The sequence below is a fragment of the Streptomyces sp. W1SF4 genome (genome assembly GCF_003950035.1).
GTDB classification, from domain to species: Bacteria; Actinomycetota; Actinomycetes; order Streptomycetales; family Streptomycetaceae; genus Streptomyces; species Streptomyces racemochromogenes.
Genome location: NZ_CP034350.1, coordinates 5,305,617 through 5,323,621 on the forward strand (window position 1 = coordinate 5,305,617; position 18,005 = coordinate 5,323,621).

Genomic DNA, 18,005 nt, shown 5'->3' on the forward strand with positions numbered 1-18,005 from the left:
CCAGGGGCGGCGGAGGCGAACGGATGCATGGCGCCCGGCCGTACGGGCGGGCGCACGCCCGGCGCGGTTCCCGGTGGAAAACGGCCGGTGGACGGCTGGTCGAGGGGCCGCGAGCTGTCGGATCATCGGACGGGTGACAGGGGGGTCCTGGTCCAAACTCACCCGTTCGGCGGATACCGTACTGATGAGGATGGCTGGGCCGCATTCGGGCAACCACCGCCGACCGCTGCCCCTGGAAGCCTCTCGCGGCCTACTGTTGTGGGGTGCGCCTGTCGTGCGCGGCTGCCTGATGCGCTTTCAGCCGTGATGGCATGACATCGGGGCCATCGCGTGGCATCGGCATCGCCGGCTGTGAGAGGGACGGGCATGAAACCCACCGAAAGCGCCGACCCGTCACCTGAATCCGGCGGGGAGACACCGCCCGTGCGGGCGGGCCGGCTCGGTGTCCTGGGTGCCAGGACACCGGAGACCCGCGCCCTGGACACCACGGCGGGCACACCGGGACACGAGCGGCGGCGCACCGCGCTGCCCCTCGCCCTCGTCGGCCTCGCCGCCGTGGTGCTCGCCGCCGGCATCGCCTCCGCACTGACCAACCGTCAGGCGCTGTTCCCCGGCGGTTCCGTGGGGTGGGGACTCGCCCTGCTCACCGGCATCATCGTCGGCCACCTCGTCGCCCTGGGCCGCGACCGCTGGTGGGGAGGCACCGGATCCGGTGCGGCGCTCACCCTCGGCGTCCTGATCCTCTACGGCTGGATCCCCGCCGGACTCGTCTCCCTGGCCGTGGTCTCCCTCGTCGGGGCCGCCCGCCGGCAGCGCTGGCGCCAGGGCCTGCTGCACGGCTCCGTCGACATCCTCGGGATCGGCGCGGGGGCCCTCGTCCTCGCGGCCTTCGGCGACGCGCCGAGCGTCGAGGGGCCGTGGCTGCCCCTGGACTGGGACCTCGCCGCCGCCCCCGAGGTGGTCCTCGTCGCCCTCTCCTACCTGCTGGTCACCCGGATCCTGCTGTGGTTCGCGCTCACCCCGCGCGGCGGCGGGCTGCCCACCGTGGCCCGCGCGACCATCCTGCGCCAGGCCCTGGTCGCCGCGGCCCTGCTCGGCATCGCCCCGCTGATCTGCGTGGTCGCCAGCACCCAGCCGGTCCTGCTGCCGCTGTTCGCCGTACCCCTCATCGCCCTCGACTCCACCCTGTGGATCGCCCGGGCCCGCGCCGAGGAACAGCTGCGCGACCCGCTGACCGGGCTGCCGAACCGGCAGTGGCTGCTGGAGCGCGCCTGGTCCGCGCTGGACGACGCCGAACGCCAGGGCACCCGGTCGGCCCTCGTGCTGATCGACCTGGACCGCTTCCGCGCCGTCAACGACACCCTCGGCCACCTCGCGGGCGACCGGCTGCTGCTCCAGATCGCCGAGCGGCTGCGGCAGGCGCTGCCGGCCGACGCCGAGGCCGCCCGGCTCGGCGGCGACGAGTTCGCCGTCCTCCTGCCCACCACCGACTCCACCACCAGCGCCCAGCGCGTCGCCCGCAACCTGGTCGCCGAGCTCAGCTCCCCGCTGGACCTCGACGGCCTCACCCTGGTGCTGGAGGCCAGCGCCGGCCTCGCCGTCTTCCCCGACCACGCGCTGGACGCGGAAGGCCTGCTGCGCCGCGCGGACGTGGCCATGTACCAGGCCAAGCGGGACCGCACGGGCGTCGAGGTCTACGAGTCCAAGCGCGACAGCAACACGCCCGACCGGCTCGGCCTCCTCGGCGACCTGCGCCGGGCCCTCGACGCCGGCGAGGTGGAACTCCACTACCAGCCCAAGGTCCGCTTCGACGGCCAGGTGGCCGGCCTGGAGGCGCTGGTCCGCTGGGTGCACCCCGAACGCGGGCGGGTCCCGCCCGACGAGTTCATCGCCATCGCCGAGACCTCCGGGCTGATGCCGCACCTGACGGAGTACGTCCTGGAGACGGCCCTCGCCCAGGTCGCCCGCTGGCGGGCGCAGGGCCTGAAGGTCCCCGTCGCCGTCAACGTCTCGCCGCGCGACGTCCACACCCCCGGCTTCGCGGGAGCCGTCGCCGCCCGGCTGGCCCGGCACGGGGTCCCGGCCAGCGGCCTCCAGCTGGAGATAACGGAACACGTCCTGCTGGAGGACCCGCAGCGGGCCGCCGACACCATGGCGGGCCTCACGGGCCACGGGGTGAAGATGTCCCTGGACGACTTCGGCACGGGCTACTCCTCGCTGGTGCACCTGCGCCGGCTGCCGGTGAGCGAGCTGAAGATCGACCGCTCCTTCGTCGCCCGCCTCGCGGTGGACGCGCAGGACGCGGAGATCGTGCGCTGCACGGTCGACCTGGCCCACTCCCTGGGCCTGCTCGTGGTCGCCGAGGGCGTCGAGGACGACGAGACCTGGGAGCGGCTGCGCGACCTGGGCTGCGACGCCGTCCAGGGGTGGCTGGTCGCCGCCGCCATGCCGCCGCAGGAGGCCACCGCCTGGCTGCTGGCCCGGGGCGAGCGCGGCTGGCGCCGCCCGGCCGACATCACCGCCGAGCTCGCCGCCGCCGCGGAGACCCCGGCCCCGTAGCGGTCCCCGGCGGGGCCGCCGCCGCGCGGGGAGACGGCCCCGCGCGGCGGCGCGCCCGCACCGCGGCCGAAGGCCGGCCGCAAACCGTTTAGCAGGTCCAGGGGCGGGCCCCATAGGATTGGGGCCGAAACCTACACACTCACCCCCAGAGGATCGCTGCATGCCTGGCATCACGCGCGAGGAGGTCGCCCACCTCGCTCGGCTGGCACGTCTGGAACTGAAGAGCGAAGAGCTCGACCACTTCGCCGGACAGCTCGACGACATCATCGGCGCGGTCGCCCGCGTTTCCGAGGTCGCCGACCAAGACGTCCCGCCGACCTCCCACCCGCTGCCGCTGACGAACGTCATGCGCGCGGACGAGGTCCGTCCCTCGCTCACCCCCGAGCAGGCGCTTTCCGGCGCTCCCGCCCAGGAGCAGCAGCGTTTCAAGGTGCCGCAGATCCTGGGGGAGGACTAATCACCATGGCTGACACCCACATCATCAAGCTCACGGCCGCCCAGACCGCCGAGAAGATCGCCTCCGGCGAGCTCACGGCCGTCGAGGTCACCGAGGCCCACCTCGCCCGCATCGAGGCGACGGACGAGAAGGTCAACGCCTTCCTGCACGTCGACCGCGAGGGCGCGCTCGCCCAGGCGGCGGCCGTCGACGCCAAGCGCGCGGCCGGCGAGGAGCTGGGCCCGCTGGCCGGCGTCCCGCTCGCCCTCAAGGACATCTTCACCACCGTCGGGGTCCCGACCACCGTCGGTTCGAAGATCCTCGAAGGCTGGATCCCGCCGTACGACGCCACCCTGACGCGCAAGCTCAAGGAAGCCGGCGTCGTCATCCTCGGCAAGACCAACATGGACGAGTTCGCCATGGGGTCCTCCACCGAGAACAGCGCCTACGGCCCCACCGGCAACCCCTGGGACCTCACCCGGATCCCCGGCGGCTCCGGCGGCGGTTCCGCGGCCGCGCTCGCCGCCTTCCAGGCCCCGCTCGCCATCGGCACGGACACCGGCGGCTCCATCCGCCAGCCCGCCGCCGTCACCGGCACCGTCGGCGTGAAGCCCACCTACGGCGGCGTCTCCCGCTACGGCATGGTGGCCTTCTCCTCCTCCCTCGACCAGGGCGGCCCGTGCGCCCGTACGGTCCTGGACGCGGCCCTCCTGCACGAGGTCATCGCCGGCCACGACCCGCTGGACTCCACCTCCATCGACGCCCCGGTCCCGCCGGTCGTCGAGGCGGCCCGCAACGGCTCCGTCGCCGGCATGCGCGTCGGTGTGGTCAAGCAGTTCGCCGGCGAGGGCTACCAGGCCGGCGTCGTCCAGCGCTTCAACGAGTCGGTGGAGCTCCTCAAGGAGCTCGGCGCCGAGATCGTCGAGCTGGACTGCCCGTCCTTCGACCTCGCCATGGCCGCGTACTACCTGATCGCGCCGTCCGAGGCCTCCTCCAACCTGGCCCGCTTCGACGCCATGCGCTACGGCCTGCGCGTCGGCGACGACGGCACGAGGTCCGCCGAGGACGTCACCGCCCTGACCCGTGAGGCCGGCTTCGGCGACGAGGTCAAGCGCCGCATCATCCTCGGTACGTACGCGCTCAGCTCCGGCTACTACGACGCGTACTACGGCTCGGCCCAGAAGGTCCGCACGCTCATCACCAAGGACTTCGAGAAGTCCTTCGAGCAGGTCGACGTGATCGTCTCCCCGACGACCCCGACCACCGCCTTCGCGATCGGTGAGCGCACCGACGACCCGCTGGCGATGTACCTCGCCGACCTGTGCACCATCCCGACCAACCTGGCCGGCAACTCCGCCATGTCGCTGCCCTGCGGCCTGGCACCGGAGGACGGTCTCCCGGTCGGACTGCAGATCATCGCCCCGGCGATGAAGGACGACCGCCTGTACAAGGTCGGTGCCGCCGTCGAGGCCGCCTTCGTCGAACGCTGGGGCCACCCGCTGCTCGAGGAGGCTCCGTCGCTGTGAGTTCCAGTGCACTGTCCAAGGCCAAGGGCTTCAAGAAGTCCAAGTCCGGCACCTACCTGTCGATCGGCACCACCGCTTTCGGTGCCATCAGCGTGATCAAGCAGGCCCGCAAGGCCCGCACCGAGCACGACACGCTGAAGCTCATCGACGCCGTTGTGTCCGCCGCCGCCATCGCCACCGGCCTCGCGATCCTGTACCGCGAGCTGAAGCGCCTCGGCGACGACGACGTCCTGCTGGGCTGAGAGGGAAAGTTTCACCGTGACCACCTTCACCGAACTGCTGTCGTACGAGGACGCCCTCGCGTCGTACGACCCCGTCATGGGCCTCGAGGTCCATGTCGAGCTCGGCACCAAGACCAAGATGTTCTGCGGCTGTTCCACCGAGCTGGGCGCCGAGCCCAACTCGCAGACCTGCCCGACCTGCCTCGGTCTGCCCGGCTCGCTCCCGGTCGTCAACGCGATCGGCGTCGAGTCCGCCGTCAAGATCGGCCTCGCGCTGAACTGCGAGATCGCCGAATGGTGCCGCTTCGCCCGGAAGAACTACTTCTATCCGGACATGCCGAAGAACTTCCAGACCTCCCAGTACGACGAGCCGATCGCCTTCAACGGCTACCTGGACGTCCAGCTGGAGGACGGCGAGATCTTCCGCGTGGAGATCGAGCGCGCCCACATGGAGGAGGACACCGGCAAGTCGCTGCACGTCGGCGGCGCCACCGGCCGTATCCACGGCGCGTCCCACTCCCTGCTGGACTACAACCGCGCCGGCATCCCGCTCATCGAGATCGTCACCAAGCCCATCGAGGGCGCGGGCGAGCGGGCCCCCGAGGTCGCCAAGGCGTACGTGGCCGAGCTGCGCGAGGTCATCAAGGCCCTCGGCGTCTCCGAGGCCCGCATGGACAAGGGCCAGATGCGCTGCGACGTGAACCTGTCGCTGCGCCCGAACGGGACGAAGGAATTCGGCACCCGCTCGGAGACGAAGAACGTCAACTCGCTGCGCTCCGTCGAGCGCGCGGCCCGCTTCGAGATCCAGCGCCACGCGGCGGTGCTCTCGTCGGGCGGCTCGATCGTCCAGGAGACCCGGCACTTCCACGAGGAGGACGGCTCCACCACGGCCGGCCGCATCAAGGACAACGCCGAGGACTACCGCTACTTCCCCGAGCCGGACCTGGTCCCCGTCGCCCCGGCCCGCGCCTGGGTCGAGGAGCTGCGCGCCGGGCTGCCGGAGATGCCGCGCGTGCGCCGCAACCGCCTCCGTGAGGAGTGGGGCGTCAGCGAGCACGACATGCAGTCGATCCTCAACGCGGGTGCGGTGGACTCCATCGTCGCCACCATCGAGGAGGGCGCCGACTCCACCGCCGCCCGCAAGTGGTGGATGGGCGAGCTGGCGCGCAACGCCAACGAGCAGGGCGTCTCGGTCGACGAACTGCCGATCACCCCGGCCCAGGTGGCCCGGATCGCGGCCCTGGTCGCGGCCGGCGACCTGAACGACAAGCTGGCGCGCCAGGTCATCGAGGGCGTCCTCGGCGGCGAGGGCACCCCGGACGAGGTCGTCGACAAGCGCGGCCTGAAGGTCGTCTCGGACGAGGGCGCGCTCGGCGCGGCCGTGGACGAGGCCATCGCGGGCAACGCGGCCATCGCCGACAAGATCCGCGGCGGCAAGGTCGCCGCCGTCGGCGCGCTGGTCGGCGCGGTCATGAAGACCACCCGCGGCCAGGCCGACGCGGCCCGCGTCAAGGAGCTCATCCTGGAGCGCCTCGGCGTCGAGGGCTGACCCCGGGCAGTCGCTGACGAAGGCCCCGCACCGGACCCCGGTGCGGGGCCTTCGCCGTGCCCGGGCGCGGCCCCCGCGCCGTGTCCGGATGTGACGGGGAATCGTCATTGCCGCCATGCCGGGGCCGCGTGAGGATGGGGTCATGCCCACTCCCCACCGGGTCGTCATCGCGGTCTTCCCCGACGTCGACCTCCTCGACGTCACCGGCCCGGCCGAGGTCTTCGCCCTGGCCAACCGGGAGACCGGCGGGCGGGCCGGTTACGAGGTCACCCTCGCGGGGCCCGCGGCCGGACCGGTGCGGACCTCGGCCGGGGTGCGGCTGCTCGCGGACACCGCCTTCGGCGAGGTCGGCGGACGGGTGGACACCCTGCTGGTGCCGGGCGCGGTCGACATGACCGAGGACGGTCCGGTCGCCCGGACCGACGACGCCGTCGTGGCCTGGGTGCGGGAGACCGCCCCGCACGCCCGGCGGGTGGCGTCGGTGTGCGTGGGGGCGCACCTGCTGGCGGCGGCCGGGCTGCTGGACGGGCGTACGGCGACCACCCACTGGTCGACCGCCGTCCAACTGGCGGCCGAGTACCCGCGGGTCACGGTCGACCCCGATCCGATCTTCGTCCGCGCCGACCGGGGCCGGCTGTGGACCGGGGCCGGGATCAGCGCCTGTCTGGACCTGGCGCTGGCCCTCGTCGCCGAGGACCTGGGCGAGCAGGCCGCGCTGGCGGTGGCCCGGCAGCTGGTGATGTACCTCAAGCGGCAGGGCGGCCAGAGCCAGTTCTCGGTGCCGCTCAGCCGGCCGGCCGCCGGCCGCCGGGACATCGACGACCTGCGGCTCTACATCGCCGACCACCTCGACGCGGACCTGTCCGCACCGGCCCTCGCGGCCCGGATGTGCCTGAGCGAGCGGCACTTCGCCCGCGTCTTCACCCAGGAGACCGGCACCAGTCCCGCCGCCTACGTCGAAGCGGCCCGCATCGAGGTGGCCCGGCGCGTGCTGGAGACCACCGACAGCCCGCTCGACCAGGTCGCGGCCGCGGCCGGTCTCGGCTCGGCGGAGACCCTGCACCGGGCCTTCCGCCGGCAGCTCGCCACGACCCCGGCGGCCTACCGCCGGCGGTTCCGTACGCAGGCCGGCTGAGGCCACCACCCGTGGGAGGAGCGGGGGCGGCTCCGCCATGCCTTCTTCCGTGTTATTCATCCCCTTTGGAGGGTTTTCCATGAGCGCGAACACGAACACGAACACGAACACGAACTCCGGCTCGAGCGCGGGCGCGGCCTCCGCGACCCTGCGCGAGGTGGTCGGGCTGGACGGGCGTCCGGCCCGGCTGGCGGACTCCGTCCTGGTGATGATCGACTTCCAGAACACCTACCGCACCGGCGTGATGGCCCTGGATGGCGCCGAGGAGGCGCTCGCGGCGGGCGCCCGGCTGCTGGAGCGCGCCCGCGCCGCCGGAGCGCCGGTGGTGCACGTCGTCAACGACGGCGGCGAGGGCGGCCCGTACGACGTCCGCGCCCGGATCGGCGCCATCAGCGACGAGGTCGCCCCGGCCGAGGGGGAGCCGGTGGTGGTCAAGCAGGCTCCGAACGCCTTCCACGCCACCGAGCTGGAGAAGGTCCTCACCGGCCTCGGCTTCGGCACGGGCAGCGGGAAGGATCTGGTGCTGGCCGGGTTTATGACGCACATGTGCGTCAGCTTCACCGCGGAGGGCGCCTTCTACCGCGGCTACCGGCCCACCGTGGTCGCCGAGGCCACCGCCACCCGCGCCCTGGCCGCCCCGGACGGTACGGTCCTGCCCGCCGCGGCCCTCCAGGCCGCCGCCCTCACCACCGTCGCCGACCTCTTCGGCGTGGTGGTCCCCGAGGTGGACGGGCTTCTGTAGTGATCGCTAGCCAAATGGGGTAGGTTTCTTTCTGTAGCGACCGCTACGGAAAGAACTGGGGGATCAGCATGTCCGCGACCACGTCCACGGCCCACCCGGCCCACTACGCCCGCACCGTCCGTACGGAGAGCGGCGGCCCCGGCCTGCTGCTGGCCCACGGGGCGGGCGGGTCGGTGGAGGCCAACTTCGGGCCGCTGCTGGACGCGCTCGCCGCCCGGCACAGCGTCGTCGGCGTCGACTACCCCGGCGCCGGGGGCACCCCGAAGTCCGGGGAGCCGCTGAGTCTCGACGAGCTGGCCGACCGGCTGGTGGACGCCGCGGACGCCGAGGGGCTGGAGCGGTTCGCGGTGCTCGGCTACTCGCTCGGCGGGAACGTGGCCGTCCGGGTCGCCACCCGGTACCCCGAGCGGGTCACCGCGCTCGTGCTCACCGCCAGCTTCGCGCGGGCCGGGCACGGCATCGGGCTGGTGGGGGAGCTGTGGTCCGAGCTGGCCAGGCGCGGGGAGAACGAGCTGCTCGCGCGGCTCCTCGTACCGCTCGTGCTCAGTGAGGAGCAGCTGGAGGTGCTGAGCCCCGGGCAGCTGGAGGACGCGGTGCGGGGGACCGCGTCCACGGTGCCGCCCGGGAGCGGGGACCACGCCGCCCTGATCAAGGGCACGGACCTGCGCGCGGAACTCGCGGGGATCGGCGTACCGGTCCTGGTCGTCGAGACGACCCGGGACCGGCTCGTGCCGCGGGCCGCCCAGCAGGAGCTGGCGCGGGCCCTGCCGGACGCCCGGCGCGCGGAACTGCCCACCGGGCACCTTCCGTTCGCCGAGCGCCCCGCGGAATGGGCCGCCCTGGTCACGGAGTTCCTCAGCGGGCGTCCGGCGCGCTGAGGAAGGCCAGGCGGGCCGGCTTCGCCGGGAGGTAGACCTCCGGCAGGTCGATCTCCGGCAGCTCGACCTCGGGGCCGAGCTCGAAGCCCGTCCGCTCCAGCAGGGCGATGGCCTTGGCGTTGCGGGCGTCCGGCTCGCCGACGACGCGGCGGGTGGCGGGGTCGGAGAACACGTACGTGATGAAGGCGCTCATCAGGGCCCCGGTGAAGCCGTGCTCGACGCCGCCCTTGCCAGGACCGATCAGCAGGTGCACGCCGACGTCCCCGGGCAGGACGTCGTAGCACTCGCTGACCCGGTCCTCGGCGCACTCGTACGTCTGGAAGAGCGCGACCGGCTCGCCGTCGCGGTGGACCATGAACGCGTGGTGGGTCGTGCGGCGGTCGACGTCCTCGTAGATCTCCTGGACCAGTTCGCGGCTGGCCCCGGCCATGCCCCAGAAGCGGGCCCGCTCCTCGGTGACCCAGGAGTGGATCAGCGCGGAGTCGGCGGCGGGGTCGACGGGGGTGATGGTGACCGTCCCGAAGCCCTCGACGTGCTGGGTGTGGACGGGCGTACGGGTGGACGCGGGGGCGGCAGCGGAGCCGGTGCTCATACGGATTCCTTGGTGAGGCGGGCCCAGTCGGTGACGACGGGGACGAGTTCGCAGCGTGCCCAGAGGGGGAGCTGGTCGCGGTGGTGGGGGGAGCCGCTGACGCCGTCCGCGCCCAGCGGGACCGCCCAGAGGCTGTCCTCGCGGCGGGCCAGGTCCCAGACGTAGCGGGCCGCGGAGGCGCGGGCGGCGCGGTCGGTGAACCCGGGGACGGAGGAGGTGGCGTTGACGCAGTCGTGGTCGCCGCCCAGGCCCGGCCACTCGGCGTCCGGGTCGGGCAGTGCCGACCAGGGGGCGAGGAGGTGGAGGCCGGACCAGGGGGTGTCGTGGGCGCCGGCCCCGGCCGTCTCCTCCAGGGCGGCGCGCACGTGCGCGGCGCGGTCGAGGCCGGGGAGGAGGCCGGTGGTGAGCAGGCCCTCCAGGGCGTAGCCGACGCGGGGCAGGAGGTACAGCCAGGGGTGGAAGACCTCCGGGCCGGCGGGGGCCGGGGCCAGGCCGGCGAAGACGGGGTCGGCGGCGAGGCGGCGTACGGTCGCGCTGCGGAAGGCGGCGAAGGCGGCGGCGTCGGTGCTGTCGGCCGCCATGTGCCGGTCCCAGGCGAGGAGCCGCTCGCGCAGCCGGGCGGCGGCGGGGGAGAGGCCGTCGGGGGCGGGCAGCAGGGCGAGCAGCGGCCCGGCGGAGGCCAGGTAGGTGTCGGCGTGCACGTCGGCCATGGCCTTCGGGGACCAGTCGGACGAGCCGCCGAGCAGCTCCCGGATCCGGTCGGCGCGGTGCGGGGGCGCGAACTCCACGCCGAGCGGGGACGCGATCCCGCGCGCGTTGGCCATGACGGCGAAGCCCTGGACCGGCTCGGCGGGGGTGGCCGCCCAGCCCCGCCAGGCGTGCCGGGCGTCCCAGGCGGGCACCGGCCGGAGCCGGTTCGCGCCGTCGCGCAGCGGGACGGCCCCGGCGACGCGGTGCAGCAGGCCGCCCTCGGAGTCGGCGGCGTGGACGACGTTGACCGGCTCGGCCCAGCCGTCGAGGGCGCGGTCGACGTCGGCGACGGTACGGGCGCGGAGCAGCGCGGGCAGGGCGGCGAAGCCCAGGTCGCGGCGGACGCGCGGCGGGTAGCGCAGGGCGAGGGCGTCGGCGCCGTCGGGGACGAGGCCGTCGGCGTCGCCCTGGACGACGAGCGGGCCGCGCGGGGTCTCCAGGACCTCCACCTCCACGTTGGCGGCGCCGGCCACGGCGATGGTCTCGGTGTGCCGGGTGACGGGCTCCCAGGCGCCGTCGGGCCCGAGCGCCTCCAGGCCGTCGCCCGCGGGGCGCAGCCGCTCGGCGTAGAGGTCCTGGTAGTCGGCCATGGCGTTGGTGATGGCCCAGGCGGTGCTGCCGGTGTGGCCGAAGTGGGCGAGGCCGGGGACGCCGGGGACGGCCAGGCCGAGGACGTCGTACTCGGGGCAGGAGAGGCGTATCTGCTGGTAGACGCCCGGGTCTTCGATGAACCGGTGCGGGTCGCCCGCGATGATCGCGGCGCCGGTGGCGGTCCGTTCGCCCGGGACCAGCCAGCCGTTGCTGCCGGCGGTGCCGGGGCCGTCGGTGGCGAAGAGGGTGGCGGCGCCGTCACCGAGGACGCGGGCGACACGCTCGCGCCAGAGCTTGGTGGCGAAGCCGGCGAAGAGGACGTGGGTGGCGATCCAGACCGACAGCGGGACCCAGGGCTCCCAGGGGGTGGGGGTGTGGCCGGTGCGGGCGAAGCGCTCGTCACGGGCGGCCCCCTCGGCGAGGCCGGAGTTGACGCCGTCGACGTAGGCGCGCAACCAGGCGGCGGTGTCCTGGTCGAGGGCCTCGTGGCAGCGGCGGGCGGTGTCGTCGAGGCGGGCCTGGCGGGCGAAGCGGTCCCAGGGGACGCAGTCGGCGCCGAGGAAGGCGGCGCTGGAGCCCTGGGCGCGGTGCCGTTCCACTTCGATCTGCCAGGCCCGGTCGAGGGCGGTGACCCGGCCCTGGGCGTAGGAGAGGTGGGCGGGGTCGGCTGCGCGCAGGTGCGGGATGCCCCAGCTGTCGCGGTAGACCTCGTAGGGCTCTGTAGTCACAACTGCTCACGTCTCCCCGGGCGTCTTAGGTTAGGCTCGCCTTACTATAAGGGTGTCAGGGGGAGGGGCGGACATGGCGGTCGGCAAGGGCTGGGAGGGCGTGGTCCTCAAGCTGCTGCGCGGCAAGGACTTCACGTTCACGGTCACCGCGGTGGAGGAGGTCACCGAGCACTTCCGCCGGGTCCGCTTCAGCGACGGCGGGCTGCTGGCCGCCGCCGGCGCCTCCCTGCATCCGACCATGTGGGTCCGGGTCTGGTTCCCGGGCGGCAGCCGTCCGCACCAGCGGGCCTACACCCTCGTCGACCCCGACCCGGCGGCCGGGACCTTCGCCTTCGAGTTCGCCCTGCACGACGGGCTCGCCAGCCGGTGGGCGCGCACGGCCGCGCCGGGGGACACCCTGGAAGCCACCGTCCAGGGCACCGGCTTCACGGCGCCGGACCCGGAGCCGGAGCGGCTGCTGGTGATCGGCGACCCGGCCTCCCTGCCGGCCGTCAACTCCCTGCTGGACGCCTATCCGCGCACCCCGGCCGTCATCTGGTTCGAGACCCAGCACGACTCCGACGCGGACCTGCCCGTACGCGCCGACCCGGACCGGCACGACGTCCGGCGGGTGGCGCGCGGCGGGTCGGCGCTGGCCCGGCGGGTGCGGGCCGAACTGCCGGAGCTGCTGGGCCCGGACCCGGCCGACGCGTACGTCTGGCTGGCCTGCGACACGGCGACCACCCGGGACCTGGCGGGATACCTCAGGAAGGAACTCGGCCTGCCGAAGCAGCGCGTGAACAGCCTGGGCTACTGGCGCGCCGCTTAGGGGGCACCCACGCCGCCCGGCTACGCACCGACCGTGCCGTCGACGGCCTCGCGGAGGAAGTCCGCGTGGCCGTTGTGGCGGGCGTACTCGTGGATCATGTGGAGCATCACCAGGCGCAGCGAGGCCTCCTGCTCCCACTTGGCGACGTACGCCGTCACCTCCAGGGACTCGGCGGCCGCCTCGACGGCGCGGGAGTGCTCCACCTCCGCCTCCCACGCGGCGAACGCCTCGGCGCGGGTCGCGGTCGTGGCGTCGTACGCGGCCTGGAAGTCGTGGTCGTCGGACCACAGGTGCGGTACGTCCGCGCCGCCGAGCGTGCGCCGGAACCAGTGCCGCTCCACCTCGGCCATGTGCCGCACCAGCCCCAGCAGGGACAGGGTCGAGGGCGACGACGCCTGCCGCCGCAGCTCCTCGTCGCCGAGCCCCTCGCACTTCCAGGCGAGGGTGGCCCGGTGGAAGTCGAGGTAGGCCCGGAGCGTCTCGCGTTCCCCGCCGGTCAGGGGCGGGCCGACGCGTTCCGTGTTCTGCATGCCGAGATCCTCCCGGGTCAGGGGCGGGTGCCCCGCCAGATGTAGGGGGTCGTCACCCCGAGCACGCCGAAGCCCAGGCGCTCGAGGATCGGGCGGCTGTCGGCCGAGGCGTCGACCTGGAGGTACGGGATGTTCCGGGCCGCCGCCACGCGGGCGCGGTGGGCCACCAGCAGGCGGTAGATGCCGCGGCCGCGCCACTGCGGGGCGGTGCCGCCGCCCCACAGGCCGGCGAAGGCGCTGCCCGGCCGCATCTCCATCCGGGCCGCGCTGACCGGGACGTCCCCGGCCATCGCCAGCACGGCCTCGATGGTGTCCGGCTCGTCCCGCAGCAGCGTGAGCATCTGCTCCCGGATGCGGGGGCGCTCGGTGCCGAAGGCGCGGTGGTGCACCTCCATCATCAGGTCCACCCCCGCCTCGTCCGTCACCACCCGCAGCGTGATCCCCTCCGGCGGCTCCACCGGCAGCGCGGCCAGGTCGGCCGTGCGCGCCACCACCAGGGTCTCCGGCGCCTCCGGCACGAACCCCGCCGCGCGCAGCCGGTCCCCGAGGTCCGCCGGGCGGTCGTGGGAGTACAGCTTCCACTCGAACTCCGGCCCGCCGTCCTCCTCTCCGCGCGCCCCGAAGTGCGCGACCTGCGCCGCGATCTCCGCGTCCGCGGTGTCCTCGTCGAGGTCCGACCAGAGCACGCCGTTCCAGCCGAGCCCCGGCACGGTCTGGCGCACGACCCGGCCCGTCCGCTCCACCCGCGCGTGCGCGCCGTCGGGCTGCGCGTCGCGTCTCATCTCGGCGTCGTAGCGGTCGCGCACCTTCAGCAGTTCATCTTGATCCATCGTCATGCCGGCCAGCTGACCAGGTGCGGGCCCGTACGGACAACTGCATTAGCCTCACACCGTGACTGACGACTCCGCCATCTACACGGGCAAGGCCACTCCCGACGCCGCCGCCGACCGGGGCTGGCTCCTCGGCCACTTCAAGAGCCCCGGCGATCCCCGCCACAGCGAGGACGTCGAGATCAAGTGGGGGGTCCACCCCAAGGGCGAGGAGCGCGACCGGTGGGTGACCGGCGAGCGCCGCACCGCCCTCCAGGTGCTCGTCAGCGGCCGGTTCCGGCTGGAATTCCCCGGCCGCACCGTGGTCCTCGCCGAGCAGGGGGACTACGTGGTCTGGGGACGCGGGGTCGACCACTCCTGGTACGCGGAGGAGGACTCGGTGGTCCTCACCGTGCGCTGGCCCTCGCTCCCCGGCTACCGGGCCGACGAGCCGTCCGCCCCCGAGCACCAGTGACCAAGGTCCCGCATCCCGCCACATGCCTGTGATGATGCACACGAATCCAGCCAACGATCACGAAAGGCTGGAATCGTGTCAATCGTTCATGAGTTCTTTGCGTCGGGCCACCTCTCGGTGAAGATCCGAACCACCAGGGAGCACGTCCGTTGGCAGCAATCGCACGGTGGTGCCTGCGGCACCGCCTGGTGACCGTCCTGATCTGGCTGCTGGCCCTCGGCGGGACCGCCGCGGCTGCCGGAGCGGCCGGCGACGCGTTCTCCAACGACTACGAGGTCCCCGGCACCGAGTCCGCCAAGGCCCACGCCCTGCTGCGCGAAGGCTTCCCGGGCCAGGGCGGCGACACCGACACCATCGTGTGGCGGGCCCCGGACCACCGGACGGTACGCACCCCCGAGATCCAACAGCGCATGACCCGCGCCCTGGACGCCGTCGCGGCCCTGCCCGGCGTGGCATCCGTCGCCGGTCCCTACGCACCCGGCCCCGCCGGCGCCGCGCAGATCAGCCCCGACGGCCGCACCGCCTACGCGGTGGTCACCTTCGGCCGGCCGGCCGACTCCGTCCCCAAGGCCCAGGCCAAGGCCGTCCTCGACACCGCGAAGAACCCCGCCACCCAGGCCGACGGCCTCCAGGTCGAACTCGGCGGCCGCGCCATCGGCCTGACCGAGGCGCCCAGCGCCCACCTCGCCGAGGTCATCGGCGTCGGCATCGCCGCCGTGGTCCTCTTCCTCGCCTTCGGCTCCCTCGCCGCGAGCCTGCTGCCCATCGCGACCGCCCTCGTCAGCGTCGGCAGCGCCTACTTCGGCATCACCCTCCTCGGCCACGCCATGCCCGTCGCCGACTTCGCCCCGATGCTCGGCACCCTCGTCGGCCTCGGCGTCGGCATCGACTACGCCCTGTTCATCGTCACCCGGCACCGCAAGGGCCTGGGCCGCGGCCTCACCGTCGAGGAAGCCGCCGCGAACGCCGTCGCCACCACCGGCCGGGCCGTCGTGTTCGCCGGGGCAACCGTCTGCATAGCCCTGCTCGGCATGCTGGTGCTCCGGCTGGACTTCCTCGACGGCGTCGCGATAGCCGCCTCCCTCACCGTGGTGCTCACCGTGGCGGCCTCCGTCACCCTGCTGCCCGCCCTCCTCTCGTACATCGGCATACGGGCCCTTACGCGCCGCGAACGGCGCAAGCTCGCCGCCGAGGGCCCCCGGCCCCAGCCGCCCACCGGATTCGCCGCCCGCTGGTCGGCCTTCGTCGAGCGCCACCCCAAGCCGCTCGGCCTGGTCGCGGCGCTGCTGATGGCCGTGCTCGCACTGCCGACCCTCTCGCTCCACCTCGGCACCTCCGACCAGGGCAACAACCCGGCCGCCTCCACCACCCGCAAGGCCTACGACCTGCTGGCCGACAGCTTCGGGCCCGGCACGAACGGCCCGCTCAGCGTCGTCGCCCGGCTCGACGGCGCGGGCGACCGCCTCGCCTTCGAGCGGCTGACGGACGCCCTGCGCACCACCGAGGGCGTCGCCTCCGCCGGCCCGGCCGTCTTCAACCGCAGCGGGGACACCGCCGTCCTCACCGTCGTCCCCGACTCCGCCCCCCAGTCCAGGGCCACCAGCGAACTGGTCGACACCCTGCGCCGGGACGTCATCCCCCGCGCCGCGCACGGCAGCACCGCGGACGTCCACGTCGGCGGGGTGACGGCCGGCTACGACGACTTCGCCGAGGTGATCGTCGGCAAGCTGCCGCTCTTCGTCGGGGTGGTCATCGCACTCGGCTGCGTCCTGCTGCTGCTCGCCTTCCGGTCCATCGGCATACCGCTCAAGGCCGCCGCCATGAACGTCGCCGCCGTCGCCTCCTCCTTCGGCGTCGTCGTCGCGATCTTCCAGTGGGGCTGGGGGAGCGAACCGCTGGGCCTGGGCAGCGCCGGACCGATCGAGCCCTTCCTGCCGGTGATCATGGTGTCGGTGCTCTTCGGGCTCTCCATGGACTACCAGGTCTTCCTGGTCAGCCGGATGTACGAGGAATGGCTGGAGACCGGCGACAACCGGCGGGCCGTCCGCGTCGGTCTCGCCGAGACCAGCCGGGTGATCAACTCGGCGGCCGTCATCATGATCTCCGTCTTCCTGGCCTTCGTCCTCAGCGGCGACCGGCTCATCGCGATGTTCGGCATCGCGCTCGCCGCCGCCGTCGCGCTCGACGCCTTCGTCCTGCGCACCCTGCTCGTCCCCGCCCTCATGCACCTGCTCGGCGGCGCCAACTGGTGGATCCCCGCCTGGCTCGACCGCCGGCTGCCCCGCATCAGCATCGAGCCGCCGGAACGGTCCGTTCCCCGTGCGACACTTCCGACGCAGCGGCCGGAGGCGGACCACGCCGAGCCGGCCCGCACGCCCCGCTGACCGGTCACGAGCCGTAAGGAAGCACAGATGTTCGCGATAGACCTGGCCGACGACGCCCAGCTGTTCCCGCTGGAGGTGTGGCACGCCGAGGAGTTCCTGGCGCACATGGACCGGGGCCGCGAGTTCATCGGCCGCTTCATCGGCCTGCCGGACCGCGTCACCGACCTCGCGTCGGCGCGGCACCTGCTCGGCTCCAAGGCGGAAGAGGCCGCCAGGGACGGCGCCCGGCTCTACGGCATCCGCGTCGAGGGCACCCTCGTCGGCGGGGTCCTCTTCCGGACCTTCGACGCCGCGGCGGGCAACTGCGAGGTCGGCTGCTGGCTGGAGCCCGCCGCGGCCGGCCGGGGCCTGGTCACCAAGGCCTGCCGGATCCTGATCGACTGGGCCTTCGACGTACGCGGCATGCACCGCGTGGAGTGGCACGTGGCCGCCGGCAACGAGAAGAGCATCGCCGCCGCCGAGCGCCTCGGACTGACCCGCGACGGCGTCATGCGGCAGAACCACCTCCACCGCGGCGTCCGCCAGGACACCGAGATCTGGGCCGTCCTCGCCCACGAACGGGCCGCCGCCCGCCAGGCGTAGCCACCACCGCGGGCCCCGCCGGGGGCCCGCGGCCCACCGGCGCGGGGGACCGCACACACCTCTCAGGAACCTCTCAGAAACGCCGCCTACGGTGCCCCGCATGGACACCACGAAGACCGCCGTCCCCACCGCCCCCGACACGGACGCGGACGCCCCCGAGGACAAGCCGGCCGCTCCCGGGACGGCAGCCGCCGACCCCGCCGCCCGCCTCGACGCCGAGCAGACCGGCACCACCGAGGACGCCGCCGAAGCGGCCGCCGACGCCGACGAGAGCGACGCGGACGCCCAGGACCTCCCCGAGCGGAGCACCGGCGTCGGAGCCGCCGCGTCCGCCGTCGTCGCCGCGGGCCTCGGCCTCGTCGCCCTCAGCGGAAGCTGGGTCTCGCGCGTCGCCGCCGAACGCCAGACGCTCATAGGCCAGATCGAATCGGTCAGCGCGACCACCGCCAAGGAGAAGATCGCCGCCCTGTACGGCGACGCCTGGCACATGACCGCCCTCGTCAACGGTGTCCTGTCCACCCTCGCCCTCCTCCTCGCCGTCCTCGTCCTCGCCGGCCCCGCCTTCGGCGCCCCCGGCCGGATCCACCCCGCCTGGGTCCGCTCCGTCTCCTGGGCCGCCGTGGCCCTCGGCCTCCTCGGCGTCCTGCTCTTCGGCCTCATGTACTTCGACCTGCTCTTCCCGCTCCCCACGGCCGCCCAGTAGGCACCGC

Annotated in this window: 17 protein-coding genes; 13 read left to right on the plus strand and 4 right to left on the minus strand. The window is 73.7% G+C overall.

All coding sequences use genetic code 11. The annotated features are described in order from the left end of the window. The first annotated feature begins 366 nt into the window (after positions 1 to 366). The 8 genes from D1J60_RS24880 (at position 367) to D1J60_RS24915 (ending at position 9,046) form a co-directional block, all read left to right on the plus strand. The gene (locus tag D1J60_RS24880) at positions 367 to 2,559 is read left to right on the plus strand and encodes a bifunctional diguanylate cyclase/phosphodiesterase (RefSeq protein ID WP_125598444.1); all 2,193 of its coding nucleotides are present in this window, start codon (positions 367 to 369) and stop codon (positions 2,557 to 2,559) included. Positions 2,560 to 2,719: 160 nt separating this feature from the next. Next, complete coding sequence (gene gatC / locus D1J60_RS24885) at positions 2,720 to 3,016, plus strand: Asp-tRNA(Asn)/Glu-tRNA(Gln) amidotransferase subunit GatC (RefSeq protein ID WP_007266718.1); 297 nt, start codon at positions 2,720 to 2,722, stop codon at positions 3,014 to 3,016. Beyond that, positions 3,016 to 4,521, plus strand: coding sequence for an Asp-tRNA(Asn)/Glu-tRNA(Gln) amidotransferase subunit GatA (gene gatA / locus D1J60_RS24890; RefSeq protein WP_206436670.1), 1,506 nt, complete (start codon positions 3,016 to 3,018; stop codon positions 4,519 to 4,521). The genes gatC and gatA overlap by 1 nt, the downstream gene beginning before the upstream one ends. After that, positions 4,518 to 4,763: a hypothetical protein gene (locus D1J60_RS24895; protein WP_125598451.1), complete on the plus strand. Its 246-nt coding sequence runs from the start codon at positions 4,518 to 4,520 to the stop codon at positions 4,761 to 4,763. Before gatA ends, D1J60_RS24895 begins: the two co-directional genes overlap by 4 nt. 16 nt (positions 4,764 to 4,779) lie before the next feature. After that, positions 4,780 to 6,291, plus strand: coding sequence for an Asp-tRNA(Asn)/Glu-tRNA(Gln) amidotransferase subunit GatB (gene gatB, locus D1J60_RS24900; protein ID WP_125598454.1), 1,512 nt, complete (start codon positions 4,780 to 4,782; stop codon positions 6,289 to 6,291). A 142-nt stretch (positions 6,292 to 6,433) separates the two neighbouring features. Next, the gene (locus D1J60_RS24905) at positions 6,434 to 7,426 is read left to right on the plus strand and encodes a DJ-1/PfpI family protein (RefSeq protein ID WP_125822586.1); all 993 of its coding nucleotides are present in this window, start codon (positions 6,434 to 6,436) and stop codon (positions 7,424 to 7,426) included. Positions 7,427 to 7,505: 79 nt separating this feature from the next. Continuing rightward, on the plus strand, positions 7,506 to 8,168 hold the full coding sequence (locus D1J60_RS24910) for an isochorismatase family protein (protein WP_125822587.1): 663 nt from the start codon (positions 7,506 to 7,508) through the stop codon (positions 8,166 to 8,168). A 68-nt stretch (positions 8,169 to 8,236) separates the two neighbouring features. After that, a complete protein-coding gene (locus tag D1J60_RS24915; protein WP_125822588.1) occupies positions 8,237 to 9,046 on the plus strand; it encodes an alpha/beta fold hydrolase in 810 nt (269 codons plus the stop codon). On the opposite strand, the gene D1J60_RS24920 is transcribed toward D1J60_RS24915, so the two are convergent. Together D1J60_RS24920 and D1J60_RS24925 are read right to left on the minus strand one after the other, a co-directional pair. Continuing rightward, positions 9,024 to 9,638, minus strand: coding sequence for a GNAT family N-acetyltransferase (locus D1J60_RS24920; protein WP_125822589.1), 615 nt, complete (start codon positions 9,636 to 9,638; stop codon positions 9,024 to 9,026). The two genes, D1J60_RS24915 and D1J60_RS24920, sit on opposite strands and share 23 nt — an antisense overlap. Continuing rightward, positions 9,635 to 11,707, minus strand: coding sequence for a penicillin acylase family protein (locus D1J60_RS24925; protein WP_125822590.1), 2,073 nt, complete (start codon positions 11,705 to 11,707; stop codon positions 9,635 to 9,637). Before D1J60_RS24925 ends, D1J60_RS24920 begins: the two co-directional genes overlap by 4 nt. Positions 11,708 to 11,780: 73 nt before the next feature. On the opposite strand from D1J60_RS24925, the gene D1J60_RS24930 reads away from it, so the two are divergent. Further along, on the plus strand, positions 11,781 to 12,515 hold the full coding sequence (locus D1J60_RS24930) for a siderophore-interacting protein (protein WP_125822591.1): 735 nt from the start codon (positions 11,781 to 11,783) through the stop codon (positions 12,513 to 12,515). A gap of 20 nt (positions 12,516 to 12,535) precedes the next feature. Here D1J60_RS24930 and D1J60_RS24935 read toward each other — a convergent pair whose 3' ends face one another. After that, a complete protein-coding gene (locus D1J60_RS24935; RefSeq protein ID WP_125822592.1) occupies positions 12,536 to 13,045 on the minus strand; it encodes a DinB family protein in 510 nt (169 codons plus the stop codon). 17 nt (positions 13,046 to 13,062) lie between these two features. Further along, positions 13,063 to 13,875 carry a GNAT family N-acetyltransferase gene (locus D1J60_RS24940; protein WP_125824175.1) on the minus strand — a complete coding sequence of 271 codons (813 nt, stop codon included), beginning with the start codon at positions 13,873 to 13,875 and terminating at the stop codon, positions 13,063 to 13,065. Positions 13,876 to 13,936: 61 nt separating this feature from the next. Between D1J60_RS24940 and D1J60_RS24945 the strand changes: the two genes are divergently transcribed. The 4 genes from D1J60_RS24945 (at position 13,937) to D1J60_RS24960 (ending at position 17,998) form a co-directional block, all read left to right on the plus strand. Continuing rightward, a complete protein-coding gene (locus D1J60_RS24945) occupies positions 13,937 to 14,329 on the plus strand; it encodes a signal peptidase I (RefSeq protein ID WP_125822593.1) in 393 nt (130 codons plus the stop codon). Positions 14,330 to 14,478: 149 nt separating this feature from the next. Next, positions 14,479 to 16,713, plus strand: a complete 2,235-nt coding sequence (locus D1J60_RS24950; RefSeq protein WP_125822594.1) for an MMPL family transporter — start codon at positions 14,479 to 14,481, stop codon at positions 16,711 to 16,713. A 27-nt stretch (positions 16,714 to 16,740) separates the two neighbouring features. Then, complete coding sequence (locus D1J60_RS24955; RefSeq protein ID WP_125822595.1) at positions 16,741 to 17,295, plus strand: GNAT family protein; 555 nt, start codon at positions 16,741 to 16,743, stop codon at positions 17,293 to 17,295. 100 nt (positions 17,296 to 17,395) lie between these two features. After that, positions 17,396 to 17,998, plus strand: coding sequence for a hypothetical protein (locus D1J60_RS24960; protein ID WP_125822596.1), 603 nt, complete (start codon positions 17,396 to 17,398; stop codon positions 17,996 to 17,998). Positions 17,999 to 18,005: the final 7 nt, after the last annotated feature.

Coding starts and splice junctions, on each gene's coding strand:
- D1J60_RS24905 (WP_125822586.1), top strand. CDS start 6,434: ATGCCCACTCCCCACCGGGTCGTCATCGCGGTCTTCCCCGACGTCGAC.
- gatC (WP_007266718.1), top strand. CDS start 2,720: ATGCCTGGCATCACGCGCGAGGAGGTCGCCCACCTCGCTCGGCTGGCA.
- D1J60_RS24880 (WP_125598444.1), top strand. CDS start 367: ATGAAACCCACCGAAAGCGCCGACCCGTCACCTGAATCCGGCGGGGAG.
- D1J60_RS24915 (WP_125822588.1), top strand. CDS start 8,237: ATGTCCGCGACCACGTCCACGGCCCACCCGGCCCACTACGCCCGCACC.
- D1J60_RS24955 (WP_125822595.1), top strand. CDS start 16,741: ATGTTCGCGATAGACCTGGCCGACGACGCCCAGCTGTTCCCGCTGGAG.
- D1J60_RS24920 (WP_125822589.1), bottom strand. CDS start 9,638: ATGAGCACCGGCTCCGCTGCCGCCCCCGCGTCCACCCGTACGCCCGTC.
- D1J60_RS24935 (WP_125822592.1), bottom strand. CDS start 13,045: ATGCAGAACACGGAACGCGTCGGCCCGCCCCTGACCGGCGGGGAACGC.
- D1J60_RS24940 (WP_125824175.1), bottom strand. CDS start 13,875: ATGGATCAAGATGAACTGCTGAAGGTGCGCGACCGCTACGACGCCGAG.
- D1J60_RS24910 (WP_125822587.1), top strand. CDS start 7,506: ATGAGCGCGAACACGAACACGAACACGAACACGAACTCCGGCTCGAGC.
- D1J60_RS24960 (WP_125822596.1), top strand. CDS start 17,396: ATGGACACCACGAAGACCGCCGTCCCCACCGCCCCCGACACGGACGCG.
- D1J60_RS24930 (WP_125822591.1), top strand. CDS start 11,781: ATGGCGGTCGGCAAGGGCTGGGAGGGCGTGGTCCTCAAGCTGCTGCGC.